This window comes from Methanoculleus sp. UBA430 (assembly GCF_002506585.1).
GTDB lineage: Archaea > Halobacteriota > Methanomicrobia > Methanomicrobiales > Methanoculleaceae > Methanoculleus.
Genome location: NZ_DAXW01000005.1, coordinates 740 through 15,115 on the forward strand (window position 1 = coordinate 740; position 14,376 = coordinate 15,115).

24 protein-coding genes and 1 pseudogene are annotated in these 14,376 nt (G+C 57.5%); 12 read left to right on the forward strand and 13 right to left on the reverse strand.

Annotated elements, in window-relative coordinates; genetic code table 11:
* Nucleotides 1–356 precede the first annotated feature (356 nt).
* On the forward strand, nt 357–671 hold the full coding sequence (locus BRA49_RS04920) for a hypothetical protein (protein WP_292384030.1): 315 nt from the start codon (nt 357–359) through the stop codon (nt 669–671).
* A gap of 77 nt (nt 672–748) precedes the next feature.
* Here the strand turns inward: BRA49_RS04920 and BRA49_RS04925 are convergent, their stop codons facing one another.
* The 6 genes from BRA49_RS04925 to BRA49_RS04950 form a co-directional block, all read right to left on the reverse strand.
* Nucleotides 749–1,939 carry an HD domain-containing protein gene (locus tag BRA49_RS04925; protein ID WP_292384032.1) on the reverse strand — a complete coding sequence of 397 codons (1,191 nt, stop codon included), beginning with the start codon at nt 1,937–1,939 and terminating at the stop codon, nt 749–751.
* Between the two features lie 111 nt (nt 1,940–2,050).
* Complete coding sequence (locus BRA49_RS04930; protein WP_292384034.1) at nt 2,051–2,599, reverse strand: hypothetical protein; 549 nt, start codon at nt 2,597–2,599, stop codon at nt 2,051–2,053.
* Between the two features lie 319 nt (nt 2,600–2,918).
* Nucleotides 2,919–4,088, reverse strand: coding sequence for a hypothetical protein (locus tag BRA49_RS04935; protein ID WP_292384036.1), 1,170 nt, complete (start codon nt 4,086–4,088; stop codon nt 2,919–2,921).
* The gene (locus BRA49_RS04940; RefSeq protein WP_292384038.1) at nt 4,085–4,579 is read right to left on the reverse strand and encodes a hypothetical protein; all 495 of its coding nucleotides are present in this window, start codon (nt 4,577–4,579) and stop codon (nt 4,085–4,087) included. Before BRA49_RS04940 ends, BRA49_RS04935 begins: the two co-directional genes overlap by 4 nt.
* Nucleotides 4,580–4,582: 3 nt before the next feature.
* Complete coding sequence (locus BRA49_RS04945; RefSeq protein WP_292384040.1) at nt 4,583–5,158, reverse strand: hypothetical protein; 576 nt, start codon at nt 5,156–5,158, stop codon at nt 4,583–4,585.
* A gap of 226 nt (nt 5,159–5,384) precedes the next feature.
* Nucleotides 5,385–5,633 (reverse strand): hypothetical protein, encoded by a 249-nt coding sequence (locus BRA49_RS04950; RefSeq protein WP_214076820.1) that lies wholly within the window; start codon nt 5,631–5,633, stop codon nt 5,385–5,387.
* 1,098 nt (nt 5,634–6,731) lie between these two features.
* On the opposite strand from BRA49_RS04950, the gene BRA49_RS04955 reads away from it, so the two are divergent.
* From BRA49_RS04955 to BRA49_RS04970, 4 genes are all read left to right on the forward strand, one after another.
* The gene (locus tag BRA49_RS04955) at nt 6,732–6,878 is read left to right on the forward strand and encodes a hypothetical protein (protein WP_214076819.1); all 147 of its coding nucleotides are present in this window, start codon (nt 6,732–6,734) and stop codon (nt 6,876–6,878) included.
* 4 nt (nt 6,879–6,882) lie between these two features.
* Entirely contained in the window at nt 6,883–7,404 is a 522-nt protein-coding gene (locus tag BRA49_RS04960) for a GNAT family N-acetyltransferase (protein WP_292384044.1), read from the forward strand.
* Nucleotides 7,405–7,751: 347 nt separating this feature from the next.
* Entirely contained in the window at nt 7,752–8,081 is a 330-nt protein-coding gene (gene mntA / locus BRA49_RS04965) for a type VII toxin-antitoxin system MntA family adenylyltransferase antitoxin (RefSeq protein WP_214076888.1), read from the forward strand.
* Nucleotides 8,044–8,430, forward strand: a complete 387-nt coding sequence (locus BRA49_RS04970) for a DUF86 domain-containing protein (protein WP_292384047.1) — start codon at nt 8,044–8,046, stop codon at nt 8,428–8,430. Before mntA ends, BRA49_RS04970 begins: the two co-directional genes overlap by 38 nt.
* Nucleotides 8,431–8,631: 201 nt before the next feature.
* On the opposite strand, the gene BRA49_RS04975 is transcribed toward BRA49_RS04970, so the two are convergent.
* Nucleotides 8,632–8,922, reverse strand: coding sequence for a type II toxin-antitoxin system RelE family toxin (locus tag BRA49_RS04975; protein ID WP_214076886.1), 291 nt, complete (start codon nt 8,920–8,922; stop codon nt 8,632–8,634).
* The gene (locus tag BRA49_RS04980) at nt 8,919–9,200 is read right to left on the reverse strand and encodes a hypothetical protein (protein ID WP_292384050.1); all 282 of its coding nucleotides are present in this window, start codon (nt 9,198–9,200) and stop codon (nt 8,919–8,921) included. The genes BRA49_RS04975 and BRA49_RS04980 overlap by 4 nt, the downstream gene beginning before the upstream one ends.
* Nucleotides 9,201–9,271: 71 nt before the next feature.
* Here BRA49_RS04980 and BRA49_RS04985 point away from each other — a divergent pair, with 71 nt between their 5' ends.
* From BRA49_RS04985 to BRA49_RS04995, 3 genes are all read left to right on the forward strand, one after another.
* On the forward strand, nt 9,272–9,418 hold the full coding sequence (locus BRA49_RS04985; protein ID WP_214076884.1) for a YgiT-type zinc finger protein: 147 nt from the start codon (nt 9,272–9,274) through the stop codon (nt 9,416–9,418).
* Nucleotides 9,402–9,530 (forward strand): hypothetical protein, encoded by a 129-nt coding sequence (locus BRA49_RS04990; RefSeq protein ID WP_292384051.1) that lies wholly within the window; start codon nt 9,402–9,404, stop codon nt 9,528–9,530. The genes BRA49_RS04985 and BRA49_RS04990 overlap by 17 nt, the downstream gene beginning before the upstream one ends.
* Before the next feature lie 409 nt (nt 9,531–9,939).
* Entirely contained in the window at nt 9,940–10,068 is a 129-nt protein-coding gene (locus BRA49_RS04995; RefSeq protein WP_292384053.1) for a hypothetical protein, read from the forward strand.
* A 404-nt stretch (nt 10,069–10,472) separates the two neighbouring features.
* Here BRA49_RS04995 and BRA49_RS05000 read toward each other — a convergent pair whose 3' ends face one another.
* The gene (locus tag BRA49_RS05000; RefSeq protein WP_214076883.1) at nt 10,473–10,754 is read right to left on the reverse strand and encodes a type II toxin-antitoxin system RelE family toxin; all 282 of its coding nucleotides are present in this window, start codon (nt 10,752–10,754) and stop codon (nt 10,473–10,475) included.
* Between the two features lie 4 nt (nt 10,755–10,758).
* Nucleotides 10,759–10,989, reverse strand: coding sequence for a hypothetical protein (locus tag BRA49_RS05005; RefSeq protein ID WP_214076882.1), 231 nt, complete (start codon nt 10,987–10,989; stop codon nt 10,759–10,761).
* 623 nt (nt 10,990–11,612) lie between these two features.
* On the opposite strand from BRA49_RS05005, the gene BRA49_RS05010 reads away from it, so the two are divergent.
* Entirely contained in the window at nt 11,613–12,041 is a 429-nt protein-coding gene (locus tag BRA49_RS05010) for a nucleotidyltransferase domain-containing protein (protein WP_292384056.1), read from the forward strand.
* Nucleotides 12,042–12,043: 2 nt separating this feature from the next.
* A pseudogene (hepT, locus tag BRA49_RS05015) lies at nt 12,044–12,523 on the forward strand (type VII toxin-antitoxin system HepT family RNase toxin).
* 443 nt (nt 12,524–12,966) lie between these two features.
* Here hepT and BRA49_RS05020 read toward each other — a convergent pair.
* Genes BRA49_RS05020 through BRA49_RS05030 form a run of 3 tightly spaced genes read right to left on the reverse strand, consistent with a single transcriptional unit; the run spans nt 12,967 to nt 13,705 of the window.
* The gene (locus BRA49_RS05020) at nt 12,967–13,212 is read right to left on the reverse strand and encodes a type II toxin-antitoxin system MqsA family antitoxin (RefSeq protein WP_214076880.1); all 246 of its coding nucleotides are present in this window, start codon (nt 13,210–13,212) and stop codon (nt 12,967–12,969) included.
* Between the two features lie 12 nt (nt 13,213–13,224).
* The gene (locus BRA49_RS05025) at nt 13,225–13,455 is read right to left on the reverse strand and encodes a type II toxin-antitoxin system HicA family toxin (RefSeq protein WP_214076879.1); all 231 of its coding nucleotides are present in this window, start codon (nt 13,453–13,455) and stop codon (nt 13,225–13,227) included.
* Nucleotides 13,442–13,705, reverse strand: coding sequence for a type II toxin-antitoxin system HicB family antitoxin (locus tag BRA49_RS05030; RefSeq protein ID WP_292384059.1), 264 nt, complete (start codon nt 13,703–13,705; stop codon nt 13,442–13,444). The genes BRA49_RS05025 and BRA49_RS05030 overlap by 14 nt, the downstream gene beginning before the upstream one ends.
* Nucleotides 13,706–13,735: 30 nt before the next feature.
* Between BRA49_RS05030 and BRA49_RS05035 the strand changes: the two genes are divergently transcribed.
* Both BRA49_RS05035 and BRA49_RS05040 read left to right on the forward strand, forming a co-directional pair.
* Nucleotides 13,736–13,909, forward strand: a complete 174-nt coding sequence (locus BRA49_RS05035; protein WP_214076892.1) for a hypothetical protein — start codon at nt 13,736–13,738, stop codon at nt 13,907–13,909.
* A 267-nt stretch (nt 13,910–14,176) separates the two neighbouring features.
* On the forward strand, nt 14,177–14,376 hold a 200-nt coding region (locus BRA49_RS05040; protein ID WP_292384060.1), incomplete at its 3' end, for a type II toxin-antitoxin system HicA family toxin.

Below are 14,376 nucleotides of genomic sequence, written 5' to 3' on the forward strand. Positions count from 1 at the left end.
GAGCCGATGAAGCCGGCCCCGCCGGTGACGATGTAGCGCATGAAGAATCTATGATGAGGAGCGGTTTAGGGCTTTCTGAATTTGCCTGGCGGGGGGACCGGAAATCCTCCCCCAATCATCGTGGTGCAAATCAGGGTGCAAAAGGGGGTGCAAAGGGGTAACCCGGCCAACCCCGGCGGCCAGGATCGACCCCGGGGGGGCTTCTTCGTCGTGAACAGGGCATTAAAGGTGGTTGTCCCCGAAACATGCGCTTGCATCAAACGAGGGTATGTTACATTATTGTAACGGTTGGTCTATACTCCTCACAGTCATAACCGACCAGATGTTTATTTTCTCTACTTGCCCAGAGAAGAACTATGAAAGTGTCTGGCTGGTCTAAAGGTTCGGCAAACAATCGCACCGGCGCAGGGTACGGTGTCGGGATCAAACGCCGTGATCGCGACCGCCACTTCCCGAGGAGCTGGGGCTCGGTGGAGGTCGTGCTCGATAACGGCGAGGTTGTCGACGTGTCACTGTCTGAAAAATTCTGGACAACCTGCCCTGAACTCAGGAGTGCAGTAATCGGGAGGTGGATGCTGGATCTGGGGGTCATCCCCTGGGCAAAGGGTAAGCCGCCGGAGTTTGACCTGGAACCCATCGGAGACCGGATATTCGGGTTGGCACTGAACTGAGAACTCTCTTTGTGAAGTGGCTGAGGAGAGCACAGGTCACCATTCTGCCGTAACTCGCAGACGGAACTCTGCCATTCCTACCCAATCGTCCCGGCGATGATCTCCCCGGCACGCTCCTGCACCATCTCCCGGTGCTCCTCCGGGCAGAAGAGGTAGAAGATCGTCCGGGGTTCGCCGTTATAGGTGAGCGTCGAGAACGAGTCAATCTCGGTGACCGTCCCGTCCTTCCTCTCGATCAGGAACGGGAACTTATCCTCCTCAAGGAGGGTGGAGGCTGACTTGAAGAGCGAGTTCTCGATCTTCACCAGGTCGGCAACGATGTAATCGGGATCGCATCCGCACTCCTCTGCTACCGCCCTCTCAATCGTCTGCGCTCGTTCTGGAGTGAACTTTGTCCCGAGCTGGTACCGGAGAAGGTAATCCTCCTCCTGCGAGACGTTGGACTCATATCCGCGTTTGAAGAGGTCCCTCCTCTCCAGTCTCATGACAAGGTCGGCCGCGGTGCTCTCCGGTCTGGTGAGTACCTGTGCAAGCAGCCGTGCATCGTCAAGAGCAAGGTAGCGCTCGAGGAAGTCGTCCTTCCCATTCCGAAGCTTCTCTGCATCTACGACGCGGTCCCGGATGGCAACCCTGATTGCCCGCTGGAGCATCCCGTTTGCCACGACATTCGTGTGGTGGTAGTAGACCTGAGCGTACATCAGGAACCGCGCCAGCCTGAAACTCTCGATGGCATCGATACCTTTCTCATGGACCGCGAGATCCTCGCGTTGCCGGAACCGGGTCTTTTTGGTCTTTCGGAGCGTATGGCGAACACGTTCGAGGTCGAAGTTCCCGTAGGCCACGCCGGTGTGGTAGGAGTCCCGCCGGAGGTAGTCCAGCTTGTCGGCATCGATGTTTCCGGATATAATCTGGTGGAGGATACCGTTCCGGTCCTCCGAGAGGACGGCGACGACATCTTCGGCCGCTTCGCCGAGGATCGGGGTGATCTCTTCGTCCTCCTGTATGATCCGGCGCGTGATCGCCTCATGCGTAGCATCCTTCCCGTTGACCTCCCTCATGGGCGCCTCAAAGACGTGGGAGAACGGCCCGTGGCCGACGTCGTGGAGCAGGGCGGCGTAACGAAGGGTCGTAAGGTCGTCGCCCTCGATCTCCAGTTGCCGCGCCATGAGGGTGGCGCAGTGCAGGACGCCGAGGGAGTGTTCGAAGCGGGTGTGGCACGCGGCCGGATAGACCAGGTGTGCGTTGGCAAGCTGCTTGATCCTGCGCAATCTCTGTAAGGGGCGGGTATCTAAAAGGTGGAGTTCGTCCGCGGTAAGCCCGATGTACCCATAGAGCGGGTCCCTAACATGCGTCTCGAACGTGAACGTGCAACTCCCCCGTCATGAAAGATGAAGGCTCGTGAGGAGGTTCACTCCTCGGTTGATCTGGTCCTCTGTGAGATCCCAGTTCAGAGTTCTGGCAATCTCCCGGATCTCGTCATGCGAAAGGTCCCTCTGCTCCAGCGTCTGGATGTAGTGGACCTTCGCGGCCCATGAGAGCGTCTTGGAGTCGAGGTTCGCGGTATCCCTGCAGATGCTGACGATCTCTTCTATCTCCCTGAACTCCAAGGCGTGCTCCTTTTCCAGCCTCTGGACCAATCTCTCGCCGTCTGCGGTGAGGCTGTAGGTGTAGCGCTTCCAGTCGGGTGCCGCTGCGGATCCGGGAGCGACGGGTGTCTCCACCCTCTCCTCGATGAAGCCGTAGGAGACGAGGGCCTGGATCGCGCCGGCAATGTCTGCGCTGTAGGGGCCGTAGTAGTGAGGGCGATAGTGCGCCCCGATGGCGCCCGGAATCGTCGAGAAATACCCCAACTTCTGGATCGCAGTCCGGCCCGGGATCCGACCCCCAGCTGCCTTCAGCATAACGAGGACGCCGTCAAATTCATCCATACATCAAGTCTCCGGTGGGTTCATGGCATAATCGTAGATGCCATATTTATAGGGTGCGGCGAGTATACGAATGTTATGCGATCTTCATGTTTTGATTATATTAGCGTGCCGATCTGGATCCGCTCCCGGATCAGCCAGAACCTTTTTTACTGTTAGCAGAGGGGCGATTCTGGCTGACGGACGTGTCGCGATCGGCTGCGGAAGATCCGACAGCCTCCTTGCAGATATCGCGCTTCACCGCAAAGAGGCCGGTGAGGCTTCAAGCACGGCGGACCCTGCCGGGAACGGGAGACGACGCCAGACCCTCACCCAAGGAGAATCACTTACCGCCGCCCCGTCTTGCAAGGCCCTTGAGATCACCCTTCACGACATTCCTCTTCGACGAAAAGTAGTCCAGGGACGCATCCCCCGACTCATCGATAACACCTCTCAGAGCTTCAGCCTCCAGGCACTGTTGCTGCATGTTGACGATCTGCAGCAACCTCTTCTGCCGGCTTGCAGTCGCAGAGAGGCTCTCCTCGTACTTGATCAGGGCACCCTCCGGGTAGATGCCTCTGGCCGCCTCACCGAGGAGGTCGGCCCTGTAGTAGCCGTAGTCCCGTATGTTCAGCAGGCGTGTCGTGTTCCGGGCGATCGACTTCTGCGTCTTCAGCCACTCGTAGAACTCGGGGTTCCTCTTCGGCCCGACATGGTTGCCGCCGAGGCAGTCCAGGCCATACCCATAGGCGAGAAGATCTCGGGCTGACAGGACGTTCTGGTCGTTGATGGCCTTCCCGAAGCTGACGTTGATGTAGGAGAGAAAGTTATTCTCCTCATATCCCCTTGCCGCAAGCCGCCGCTTGAGTGCGTTCAGGGAGTCGAGGTGGCTCTGGACCATCGTCCCGTCGAAATCGATGTAGTACGCATTGATCCCATGATCCAGGTAGAAATCAACAATCTTCTGCGTATAGAGGGCGGTAACTGAAGATATATACCCAAGGATGCATTTTTTGTTCCGCACCTCGATGGTCTCGATGCAGGATGAGAGATACTGTAAAAGTTCCCCGAAATTCTCTCTGTTAATAGAGCGTGCCATCTTTGGGACGGATGGAATGGGCGTGATATCCGAGTACGAGTAGGCGGCGTTTGTCAGGACGTCTATCTCATGTGCGGTAGGGTAACGGTCTCCCTGCCCGCGGGTCTTGAACTCCACAAAACAGAGGGCCGGAGAGTGATGTGCTTTCTTCCTATTTCTGCTGATATCCTTGTTCTTCTGCATGGAGTACGCCTTGTCCTCATCCATGCGATGCAGGCTCTCGTCATCGAACTTGAGATATGTCTCGTGGAGGTTCGTCAGGTTTCGAGGAAAATCAGTGTCAGCGTAGAAGTCACGGGGATTTATCGTCTTTACTGGCGTTACGATCTTTCCCGGCCCGATGTCGGCGGAGAGCGACCTCAGGTCGGTATCATCCGCACACGCGTAGTCGGTAATTCGGACTTCTCTCGTCACTTTAACAACCCCTGCAGGACCTCTTTTTTAATATGGAATGACGATTGCAGAAACCTGTTGTAGAGATCATGGCACTCCCCACCTGTCAGGGCAAGCCGTTCTCTTTCCCAGAGTATGAGCCCGACAGTGCCCGTCACCCGGATCTGCAGTTTATCCCGCAAGTTCCGGGCCCGTTCATCGATGACGCAATAACACCGCTTTTTGTCCTGCTCTATGGCAACGCCGGCACAGAGGACACTGAGTTCCCCTTTGTGCAGCCAGGGGTAGCGTTTAGCGAGCTTCTTGTAACATTCAGTGTCGCCATCCGGTACGATCTCAACATTCCCGTACGCTTCAAGATGTTGAAATGTCTCGGGATTCTCCATGATCTCCTCGTACACCTGAGGGGTGATACTGAGCCGGTACCCAAGATCTTTGCAGGCATCCAGAATTTTCGGATACTGTACTTCGCGGAATATGCAGACAATGGATGACGTGTCAAAGATCTTCATGTGTTACCTCTTAAGGTAATCAAGGTACGACTCTATATTCATCCCCGCAAGAAACGCGGCTTTCTCAAGGCTCACTTTCCCTTTTCGGTACAGCGACGCCGAGAGCGGGACTCTCTTTTTCAGGATATCACGAAGTCTTGCAGACTCACGGGTATATTCAGGATAGGTGATGTAGACGAAGAGGAGAACCTCATCCACGCTGAGGTCGTTGATAAAGACCTTGAAATCTTCAATTGCTCCGGACTCCTCGGTGTGGAACACGGAGCACACCTTCTCCCAGACCCTGACCCCATCGGGAGTGAGGGTATAGCCTCCTTCAGATCTCCTGACAAGGCCCAGGGAGATAAGTTCGCCAAGCGCAACCTCGGCGGCCTCACTATACGGCCCAAATATATGGGGGGTGAAATCCGCGTCGTCTCCTACCTGTTCTATGTAATCTCCGATGAGGAAGAGTTCTTTCTGGAATAGAACATCTCCCCGAACGGCAGAGTTACCTCCTGCATGCAGCAGATGCAGGATTGCCACACCCAGGTGGGGGAGACTATCGGCGATCTCATCCAGAGTAAACTCCACGGTCATCAACTCCATTTGTCGGGGTCAGGCTGCCCCGGATGTGCTGTAGTGTAATGGTATGAATTATATAGTTGTTATGTGTTGCCGTGTCGCTCAGAACTTGTAATGCCCATCGCAGGTGGTGTAAATGTGACCCAGAATGTGACTATCACATTCCCGTCGCATTCTTCGGCCCGAAATGTGTGCAGGTTGTGAAGTCGCCATCTCATGGCAACCTTGCCTGCGATCTCCCTCACCCCCCGCCGAGCACCTTCACAATCACCGCCACCACCGCCCCGCCGACGACCCCGCCGGCCCCGGCGCTGATCGTGGAAACCCTCCTCTCCTCGCCGGCCTTCTCCGCCCGCCAGCCTTCCAGCGCCCGGATCCGGCTCTCAAACTCCTCGTCCTGCGCCTCCATCCGCTGCAGCATCTTACAGATCCACTTCACATCCCGGTTCGTCTCGTAAACCAGCTCCCGGGTGGTCTTTGCATCGGTCATCCAGGTAACCCTCCCGGAGGACAATAAGTTATCAAACCCTGGTCCGACGATTACACCTCGCGACAGGTTCATAACCGGAGCGGGAGCATCGAAGGTTGCAACGTTGCAGCAGGTTTACCACAGGATTCCAGCACCGGCCGCGAAGATCGAACGGCCGGGGAAGGGGCCGGTTCCAGCAGTACCTGTACAGATAGAGAGATGCGTCTCTCTCTTAGTACTGAAGTACAGCAAAACACGCACACAGCCCCCGGTACCGGCGCCGGGGTGAGTGGGTGTGCGGGTGTGCGCGAAAGCCAGAATGCCGGAAGAGATCTCACGATACCACCTCCGCGGGGTGGAAATCAGGATCGAACGCCCCAACGCCACCCTTTGAGTGGCATCGCCGGCTGCAACGTGCTGAAAACAGGTACAAAGCGTGGGCCCATGTTGCAAGAGTCTCTGCCCGGCCCCCTCGACCACCGGACGAAGGTCGAACCCGGCATGTCTGCGGCGAGGCTCTACCGCTCGTTGGAGACCCCTGTGATCCGTGGTACGCAAGGCTCGTCCGGGGGTGGAACGGGCGGGATGAGGTGATCCGGTAGAACGGAAGATGCCTCGCCAGAGTGGCTCAAAGTCGGATGGGATCCGGCGGTATTGGGGAACCTTTCGCGAGATCCATGTCCACCGGGGACCTGGAACCACCAGTATACGGCCGGCATCGAGCGGGGGCGGCCATGACCCGGGAGGTGGGTACCTTCAGCCACGGCATGGATGGACCGCTCAGGATCTCCGTCGAGGCCGGGCGCTACCGGATTGAGGGTGGAGACGCGATGGTCCGCCGGAGCGGGAGCACCATCAGGCGCGACATACGACACCCGGTGGGGACGATGTCATCCACGGTCAAACGGCGAATGGTTCGGCAGAACCGGAGAGGGAACGCTCGCCGGCAGTGCTATGGTCTCTGCACAACCTGGGTAAGGAGATTCACCAATGCACAGATCCCCTGCATCCGGGGTGATGAGTGGAGCCGGAAAGCTCGGAGAAAGGTAACCCGGGGACCTGACGAAACCTATTTGTGGTAGCCACGATTATTATATCGTATCCAGAGGTGGAGTGACAATGGCGAAACCAATCGAACTTGGGCTTACCCTTGAGGGCGAAGATGCCCGGCGTTTCCATGAGTACATGGAGAGGCCCACCTATACCGACGACGCGCGGAAACTGATCCGGTTTGCGGCGCACAGAGCGCAACATCAGCGTCTGTGAGGATATGCCTCTCCCGGAACTCCATTTTTTACCGCTTTCCAGGGACCTGGATGTATCAGCCTTCAGGTGCGGTCATACCGATCTGGATGAGTTCTTGATCGAGGATTCAAGGGAACATCAGGAAGAGCGGCTGTCGGTAACCCATCTTGCGTATATCGACTCTGAATTGGTCGGATTTTTCACCCTCGTCACCGACTGCATCGATGTCAAGCAGGTAGCCCCGGAGGACGGGAAACGAGGGTACCCCTACCGGAAATACCCGGCTCTCAAGATCGCCCGACTGGCAACCTCCTCAAAATATCAACGAATCGGTATCGGGTTTCTGATGCTCGGCGAGGTTCTGGCGCTCACGATGAATATATCAAAATATGTCGGGTGCAGGATCATCACAGTGGATTCAAAACAGGAATCCGTGGGGTTCTACGAGAAATTCGGGTTCAAACGAGCAACCAGAAGATCCACCGATCCGGTCCATATGTATATGGATTATCAGAAATTGCTGGAGATGGAATACCTGATAGTGTGAGCACGCGGCCGGACTCCGGGCCCCTCTTGCGGATGACCTGGAGAAGGCGATGCAGGCGATCCGGTTGGCGTCGGGAAGAAACCGACGGCGTGAAGGTCCCATCAAACTTCCTGCTTGTGGTGACTGCTCCCACGACTCAAGTCGTGGGCTTTCTGCCTGTTTGATCGTAAAGCACTGCAGGAATCCTCTTGCACCTATCGAGGCTCTGGGTTTTTTGCGTGGCAGATTGCCGACAGGATGGATAGGACGAGAACTCATCACTCACACCCTCCGGCGCGGCCGGCATCACCCTTCAAAAGACTGATACAGGTGAGCGTCATACCAACCAGCATACAGGTACGGTCAAAATGGTGGGATGCACATTAACCAGGACGGTACGCGAAACCATCGTCGCGATACTCACCAAAAACGATGCCGAATGGATCGCGATCTTTGGCTCGTATGCACGGGGGGATGCCGGCCCGGCTAGCGATATCGATATCCTGGTCACGTTCGCCCGCAAAAAAAGCCTCTTTTCGCTCATCCGCATCGAGGATGAACTCACCCGGGCGCTCCACATGAAGGTGGACCTCGTCACCGAGAACGCCGTGAGCCCCTACCTTGCCGATGCAATCTACCGTGATGCCGTGGTGATCTATGATGCCGGAAGACCTCGCGTATCTCCGTCACATCCTTGACGCTATAATCAGCATCGAGGAGTTCTCCGAAGGCATCTCGTCGGTAGAGGAACTCAGGGACCGACGGCTGGAACGCGCTGGGATCGAGCGCATGCTGACTATCATCGGCGAGGCGGCAAAGATGGTCTCGCCGGAGTTACGCAGGGAGCACCCGGAGATTCCCTGGAGGGAGGCAGCCGGGATGCGGGATAAGATCGTCCACCATTACTTCGGTGTGGATTACGAAGCCGTGTTCCTGACTATACAGGATGATCTCCCGCCCCTTAAGCAGGGGATCAGATCAATGCTCAATGAGGCCGGGGAATCAAAAGGGGCCAGCCGTAAGGGATCTCCCGAGGATCGCGTATAGCAAGATCGGTGCTGATCAGGCCCTCTTTCGACCGCCGGGATATCAGACGGTTCCGGCGATATGTCGGGAAAAGAAGGGACGGGGGGATAGCGCACAGGTGGAGTATCTCCCGGCCGTCACTCCGGGAGGAGGCGGTCCCGGAGTATCGACCGAACCGCAGTGTCCCCGGGGGATATCGCGTGGGAGTTTGCCCCGGGTAGTTCAAATGCGCCCATATCTTCGATGTGCTTTTTCGATGGGCATGATGTGGGTGATATAAACGAGTTTTTCGTCTGAACTGATGTTGTAGATTACGGTGAACGTACGTGCGATGTGGAGTCGGTACGATTCACGCTTTTTATTGGTATGAAGTTTTTCTTTGTCCCCATCCGAACCGGGATAAGGATTATCCCGTAGAATTTTCAGTTTGGCTTTGATAACCCGTTGGTCTTTGGCATCGAGAGAATTTAAAAAATTGAGTGCACGCTCATCCGCCATGAGGCGGAATGTCACAGGTCCAGCTCCACGAACTCATCGCGGGCCATGACTTCTTCGATATCATCCGTGAGTCTCTGCTTTTTTACTTTCTCCACCAGTCTCGCGAGCGTGTCGTTGAGCGTCTCGTCCGGGCGCCTGAGATCCAGGATCTGATTATAGGTCTCTTCCGATACGGGTATGTTCTCCGTAACAGACATTGAATCCTGATAGGCGCTGATCATACATAGACCTTTCACCACTGTCGTTAACGTGACCACGCGTATCATGGAGTGCTCGGGATCTGCAACGATCATCTCCGGGTCATCACCGCCTACATGCCGGATGACGAACACTGGATCGATACGCGAACAAGGAGGGAGAAGGAATGATTCCAGAGAGGTGTACGTTCTGTAGGGGAAGCCTGCAGGAAGGAAAGACCGAATTCATTGCACGGGTCGGGGGCGAGATTGTTGTCGTCAGGGATGTCCCGGCGAGTCCTACTACGCCCGGCTCAAGTGCCACGGTCCGGTGACGACTACTACGTCACCTTCACCCGGAGGACCGTCCGGGTCTCGTCCTACCAGGACGACGCCATCAAAGGCAAGGTCGAGGCCTGGGCCAACACCGTCCCCGCCCTGGCGTGAAGGGGACTCATCCACCCCGCTCTTTTTCCCTGCACCAGGAGCCTGGCAATCGGGGCGGCTCTCCTCCCTGTGGGGGCGTTTTGTCTTCCGGGCGGCGGTGGATGTTCTCAAAGAGGAGATCGGATCCGGAGGATATCCCCCCCAGCGAAGAGGAGATCGGAGCGGGAAAAGTATCATCTGCCGGGAGCACCCACGTACGCATATTCTGGAGTGTGCGGCATGGGAGTGCGATACATCTGTGATGCAGAAGGAAGAAAGACCGGCGTTATCGTGCCCATCGGCCTCTGGGACAGCCTGAACCCCGAAAAACCTGCCGGTGAACGGGTTGGGGTTCCGGATCCCGGAAGATATCGGGGCATATACAGAGACTTAAACGTCGATCTAAAGGCTGAGATCCGGAACCTGCGGGATGAAACTCCCCGACGCGGTCATTGCAGCCACCGCTCTGGCTCACGAATGCGTACTGGTCACCCGAAATGAACGTGACTTCTCCGGGATCTGCACGCTCGAGGTCGTAAACCCGATCGACGACGAATAAACTGATGGGATCCGGAGAAACGGCAGGATACAAGAGACAACCCACGAGACCACCATCACGAAACTCACCCGGAACCCCGGTTCGGGAGATCCCGGCCCGGGAAAGAATGATTGACACTCTCCACGGCTAATGTCGGGGGCTTGCTTGCGCCCCTTGAGCCCCCATTATTCCGTCACCAGCAGAGAATACACCGAAACTGACCCCGTTCGCCGGCTTTCTGCTCTAAAGAAGATGAAGACATGGCCTGCCGTTCTGCCTCGTGCGAGACTGCCAGACCGAAAAACGTGCTATTATCACCGCAACACATGCCGGTTCTCACGACCCGGAGCGTTGTGCCGTGAGGAGTAACACCCATGACGGACTTCATGCAGAAGACCGTCAACCGGGCGGTGGGGCCCGTGACCTCAACGGCGCGAGTACTCCTTGTGGGCCCTCTCGATTGTCATGATCTTCGCGATCCTGACGGTGTTCTCCTCGTGCTCAATGGTGTAAAAGACGGTGAAGGATCTGCTGATATGGAGGCGGTAGACTGCGGGGGGATGGGGGCATTCAAGTTTTTCCTTGTTCCCTCCCGGAAACGGGTCCTCCGAGAGATCCTGGATCTTTTCGACGACGATCCGTCGGGTTTTTGGGGGGAGCCGCTTTAAGAACTCCCGTGCCTTTTTCTCGATCAGAACGGTGAACACGCTCTCAGTCGTCCCGCAGAATCTCGTCCGGGTCGAAGGCTACGAACTCGCCGGTCTCCTCGATCTCGACAACCATCTTCCAGTCGCGATAGTCACGCTCGCGCCGGATCATCCGGCTGAGCAGCTCATCGTAGCTCTCTCCGGCTTCTTTGAGGTCGTGCAGGTCCTTCCAGGTGGGCTCCTTCACGGGAATGCGCTTGATCTGGCTGCCGGCATCGCTTGTGGCGGAAGACATGCATCTCTGTGGATCATTATGGTATTTATTGATGTGCACAATTGCCACAATGAGTAAAAGTGCCACAATGAGCGCCCCGGCTGAACAGGTACTGCAGCGCCTGCTCTGACCCTGCCGCAACGTCACAGCTCATATCGACAGAAGAGTACGGAAACAGCTACGGATGCACCGCGCGGACTGCCCGACGCGATCTCTCCGCTCTTGCCGAAATGAGCACAATTGCTGTGAAACAGGAGGGGCGACTGCGGCGATATATGCTCAATCCATCATTCCGGTCATTGCGGACAGTTGCGGACAATCCCGGACAGAACCCGGACTGAGGGAGAAGGGTAAAACCCATACCCAACGAGCAAAACTGCCGAAAATCAGAGGAACGGGCACTGAACCCGGTAACAGTATCCGGACAATTGCGGACAGCCAGCATCCGGGGACCACCCCCCTTCACGTTCATCCTGCGCACACCTCGCCTTCACCACGCACCATCACCCCGGTCCCCGGCACCTCCTCCCCGGGGTGGAGCGAGAATATGGTGGGTGTCGGCCCCTCTCCTGCGACGGGAAGGAGAGGATCTGCGCCGGTAAGCGGGAAAGAATGATATGCGATGCAGAAAGAGATACAACGATATGAGACGACGCCACCTGCTGGATGCGGAAGGAAAAGATGGGGTTCTCCGCACCATCCGCACGGTCCTCGCCGGATTTGACGAGATCGAGGTGGGGTATGTCTTCGGAACGTTCTCGCAGGGGGATTTCGGCGACGTGGACGTTGCAATCCTCGTCACCGGCGAACCCACCCCCTACCAGGCGATGCGGTTCGCGCGGAAGATCGAGCGGGAACTTGAGCGAGGGTTTTGTTACCGTTTTGAGGCTGACGTGAAGATCCTCAACACCGCCCCGGTCTCTTTCCAGTACGAGGCCATCAAGAGCGGCCGACCCGTATTCTTGCGCGACAGAGAGCGGAGGATCCGGTACGAGGCGGGCGTGCTCTCCCGGTACCTCGATTATGCGGATACGCTCGACTGGTTCGACCGGGTTCTGCTCACGAGGGCCTGAGCATGGTCAGGGACGAAGGGGTCCTCACCCACCTCCGGGAACTGGACGAGGCAGCCGGGGACTGGGAACGTTACCGATCCATCACCCTTGAAGATCTGAGAAACGACCGCGATAAGAGGAATATGGTGTTGCATGCGCTCCTCGTCAGCATCCAGGCATCGATCGATATCGCCAACCACCTGGTCGCGGCCTCGAGCTCCCGGCGGCCCGAAACCTACCGGGAGAGTTTCATCATTTGCCCCAGATCGAAGATCTGAGGCAGTTGCACTGAAAGTGCAACTCTATGTGACGAGGGGCTGATCCCGGAAGACCTCGGGGCCCGGCTCTCCGACCTCGCGGGCTTTCGGAATGTTCTGGTCCACCTCTACTGCCGGCTGGACCTGGACGAGGTCTACGGGGTGCTCCAGGACGACCTTTTAGTCGTGAACCGGTACCGCGATCTGGTTCGGGCGATGCTCCGGGATCGCCTCCTCCCGGAGTGACGGCTACGCGCTGGAGTGAACCGGGGAGGGTTTCCTCGCGCTGTTCACCGCTCCGCCCTCAAAACCCCCGGGTTTTTCAAGTTTCGGACGTTCACACCTTCGGTGCTCCTGCTCCGGTTCTAACGAACCATCGCGTCCTGCGCCTCCATTCTCTGCAGCGAGTCGCACCTAACGGTGCGACCGCTCCGGCCCTGCGGCCCGTCGCATCTTACAGATCCACTTCACATCCCGGTTCGTCTCGTAAACGAGCTCCCGGGTGGTCTTTGCGTCGGTCATCCCGGTAACCCTCCCGGAGGAGAGCAGGACGGGGAAGAGAAAAAGGCTGACCGTAAGGACTATATGCAGAAATCTCGGTAGAAAAAACGCTTGTCCGGCCGCGACCGGCGGCAGAGTATTGTCGCCGGTTCAGGAGTTACTGTACCTCCCCGGCGGATCTGCCGGCCTCACCCGGTGAGTTCAACCTCGCCTGCCGCGAGAGGCCGGCAGCAAAGCCTGCCGCTGTGGACGTCCTTCATCACGGCATCGATCTTCCGGGAAACTTCCGCGCTGTAGTATGCCTCGCCGCAACGGTCGCAGATGAAGGCCGGGACATCCCTGATGACGATGATCTCGTCCCCAACCCGCGCCATGAACTCGGTCTTTCCTTCCTGCAGGGTTCCTTTACAGAACGTGCATCGCTCTGGAATCATTCCGCATCCTTTTCAGAGATACCGGGCAAAATCGTCGGGATCGATCTTTGCCAGCTTCAGAACCCCGCGGAGTGTGCCGATCTTCAGTTCGTCGTGCAGCGGGACGACTGTCCCCACCTTACCCCCGGGCGTCGCCTTTGACAGGCGCACATGGCTCCCGGTCTGCCCGCTGACGACGAATCCGTACTGCTTCGAGAGTATCTTTATCACGGTCTCGCCCGATACCGGCTTAAGCCCGGGCACCCTCGGTCACCTCAAACGTCGTGATGATCGGCCTTCTCCCGTCTTCCAGCGGGAATTCGGTGCATCCGTCACCGGATGCACGAGCCTCACGCCGGAGGTGTGGGGCTTCCTCTAAGTACAACTCCGTAGCCTCTTTGAGGTTGGCTACCGCCTCCTCTACCGTCCGACCCTGGCTGACGGTGCCGACCTCCGGGCACTCCGCGACGTACATATCCTCTTCCCTGTAGAGCACGGCCGTGAACGTCCTCATGATCTCACCGATAGAATAGCATCTCTCTTCGTGGTGATAATACTGACCGACGTATCCGGGTGGTCATCTCCTCCGCTGTGCCCCTCGGGTGACGACTACTACGTCACCTTCACTCGCACGACCGTCCGGCTCTCGTCCTACCAGGACGACGCGATCAAGACCGCGGTCGAGGCCTGGGCCGACGCCGTCGGCGAACTGGCGTGAGGGGGACTCTTTCCCCTTCACTTTCAACCTGCGCACGGCCACCCTTTATACCATTCCCCTTCTCCAGACTGGATATGAAGTGTTCCCCTCCCCTCCGCTACGACGAGACCCTCTTCCGGGACCGTGAGGTCTTCGAGTTCACCCACATGCCCGGCGATCACCGCAATGGGGTGGACACACAGGAGACGATAGGCAAGGGCCTGCCTGAGAACCCGGAGCTCATGCGGATATTGCAGGACAGGTTGATCGAGGAGAAGATCAAGCGAGGTGATACTTGCAAGGGTGCTCCACATGAACCGGCGCGAGACGTACGAGCACCTGAAGCACAACCCAAAGAACGTGCGGTTCAAAGACCTCTGCCGTGCGGCGGAAACCTTCGGGTTTCGCCGGAAGGGCGGGAAGGGCAGCCACACCGTGTACGTGCGGGACGGGATTCCTGATATCCTCAATTTCCAGAACGTGAAGGG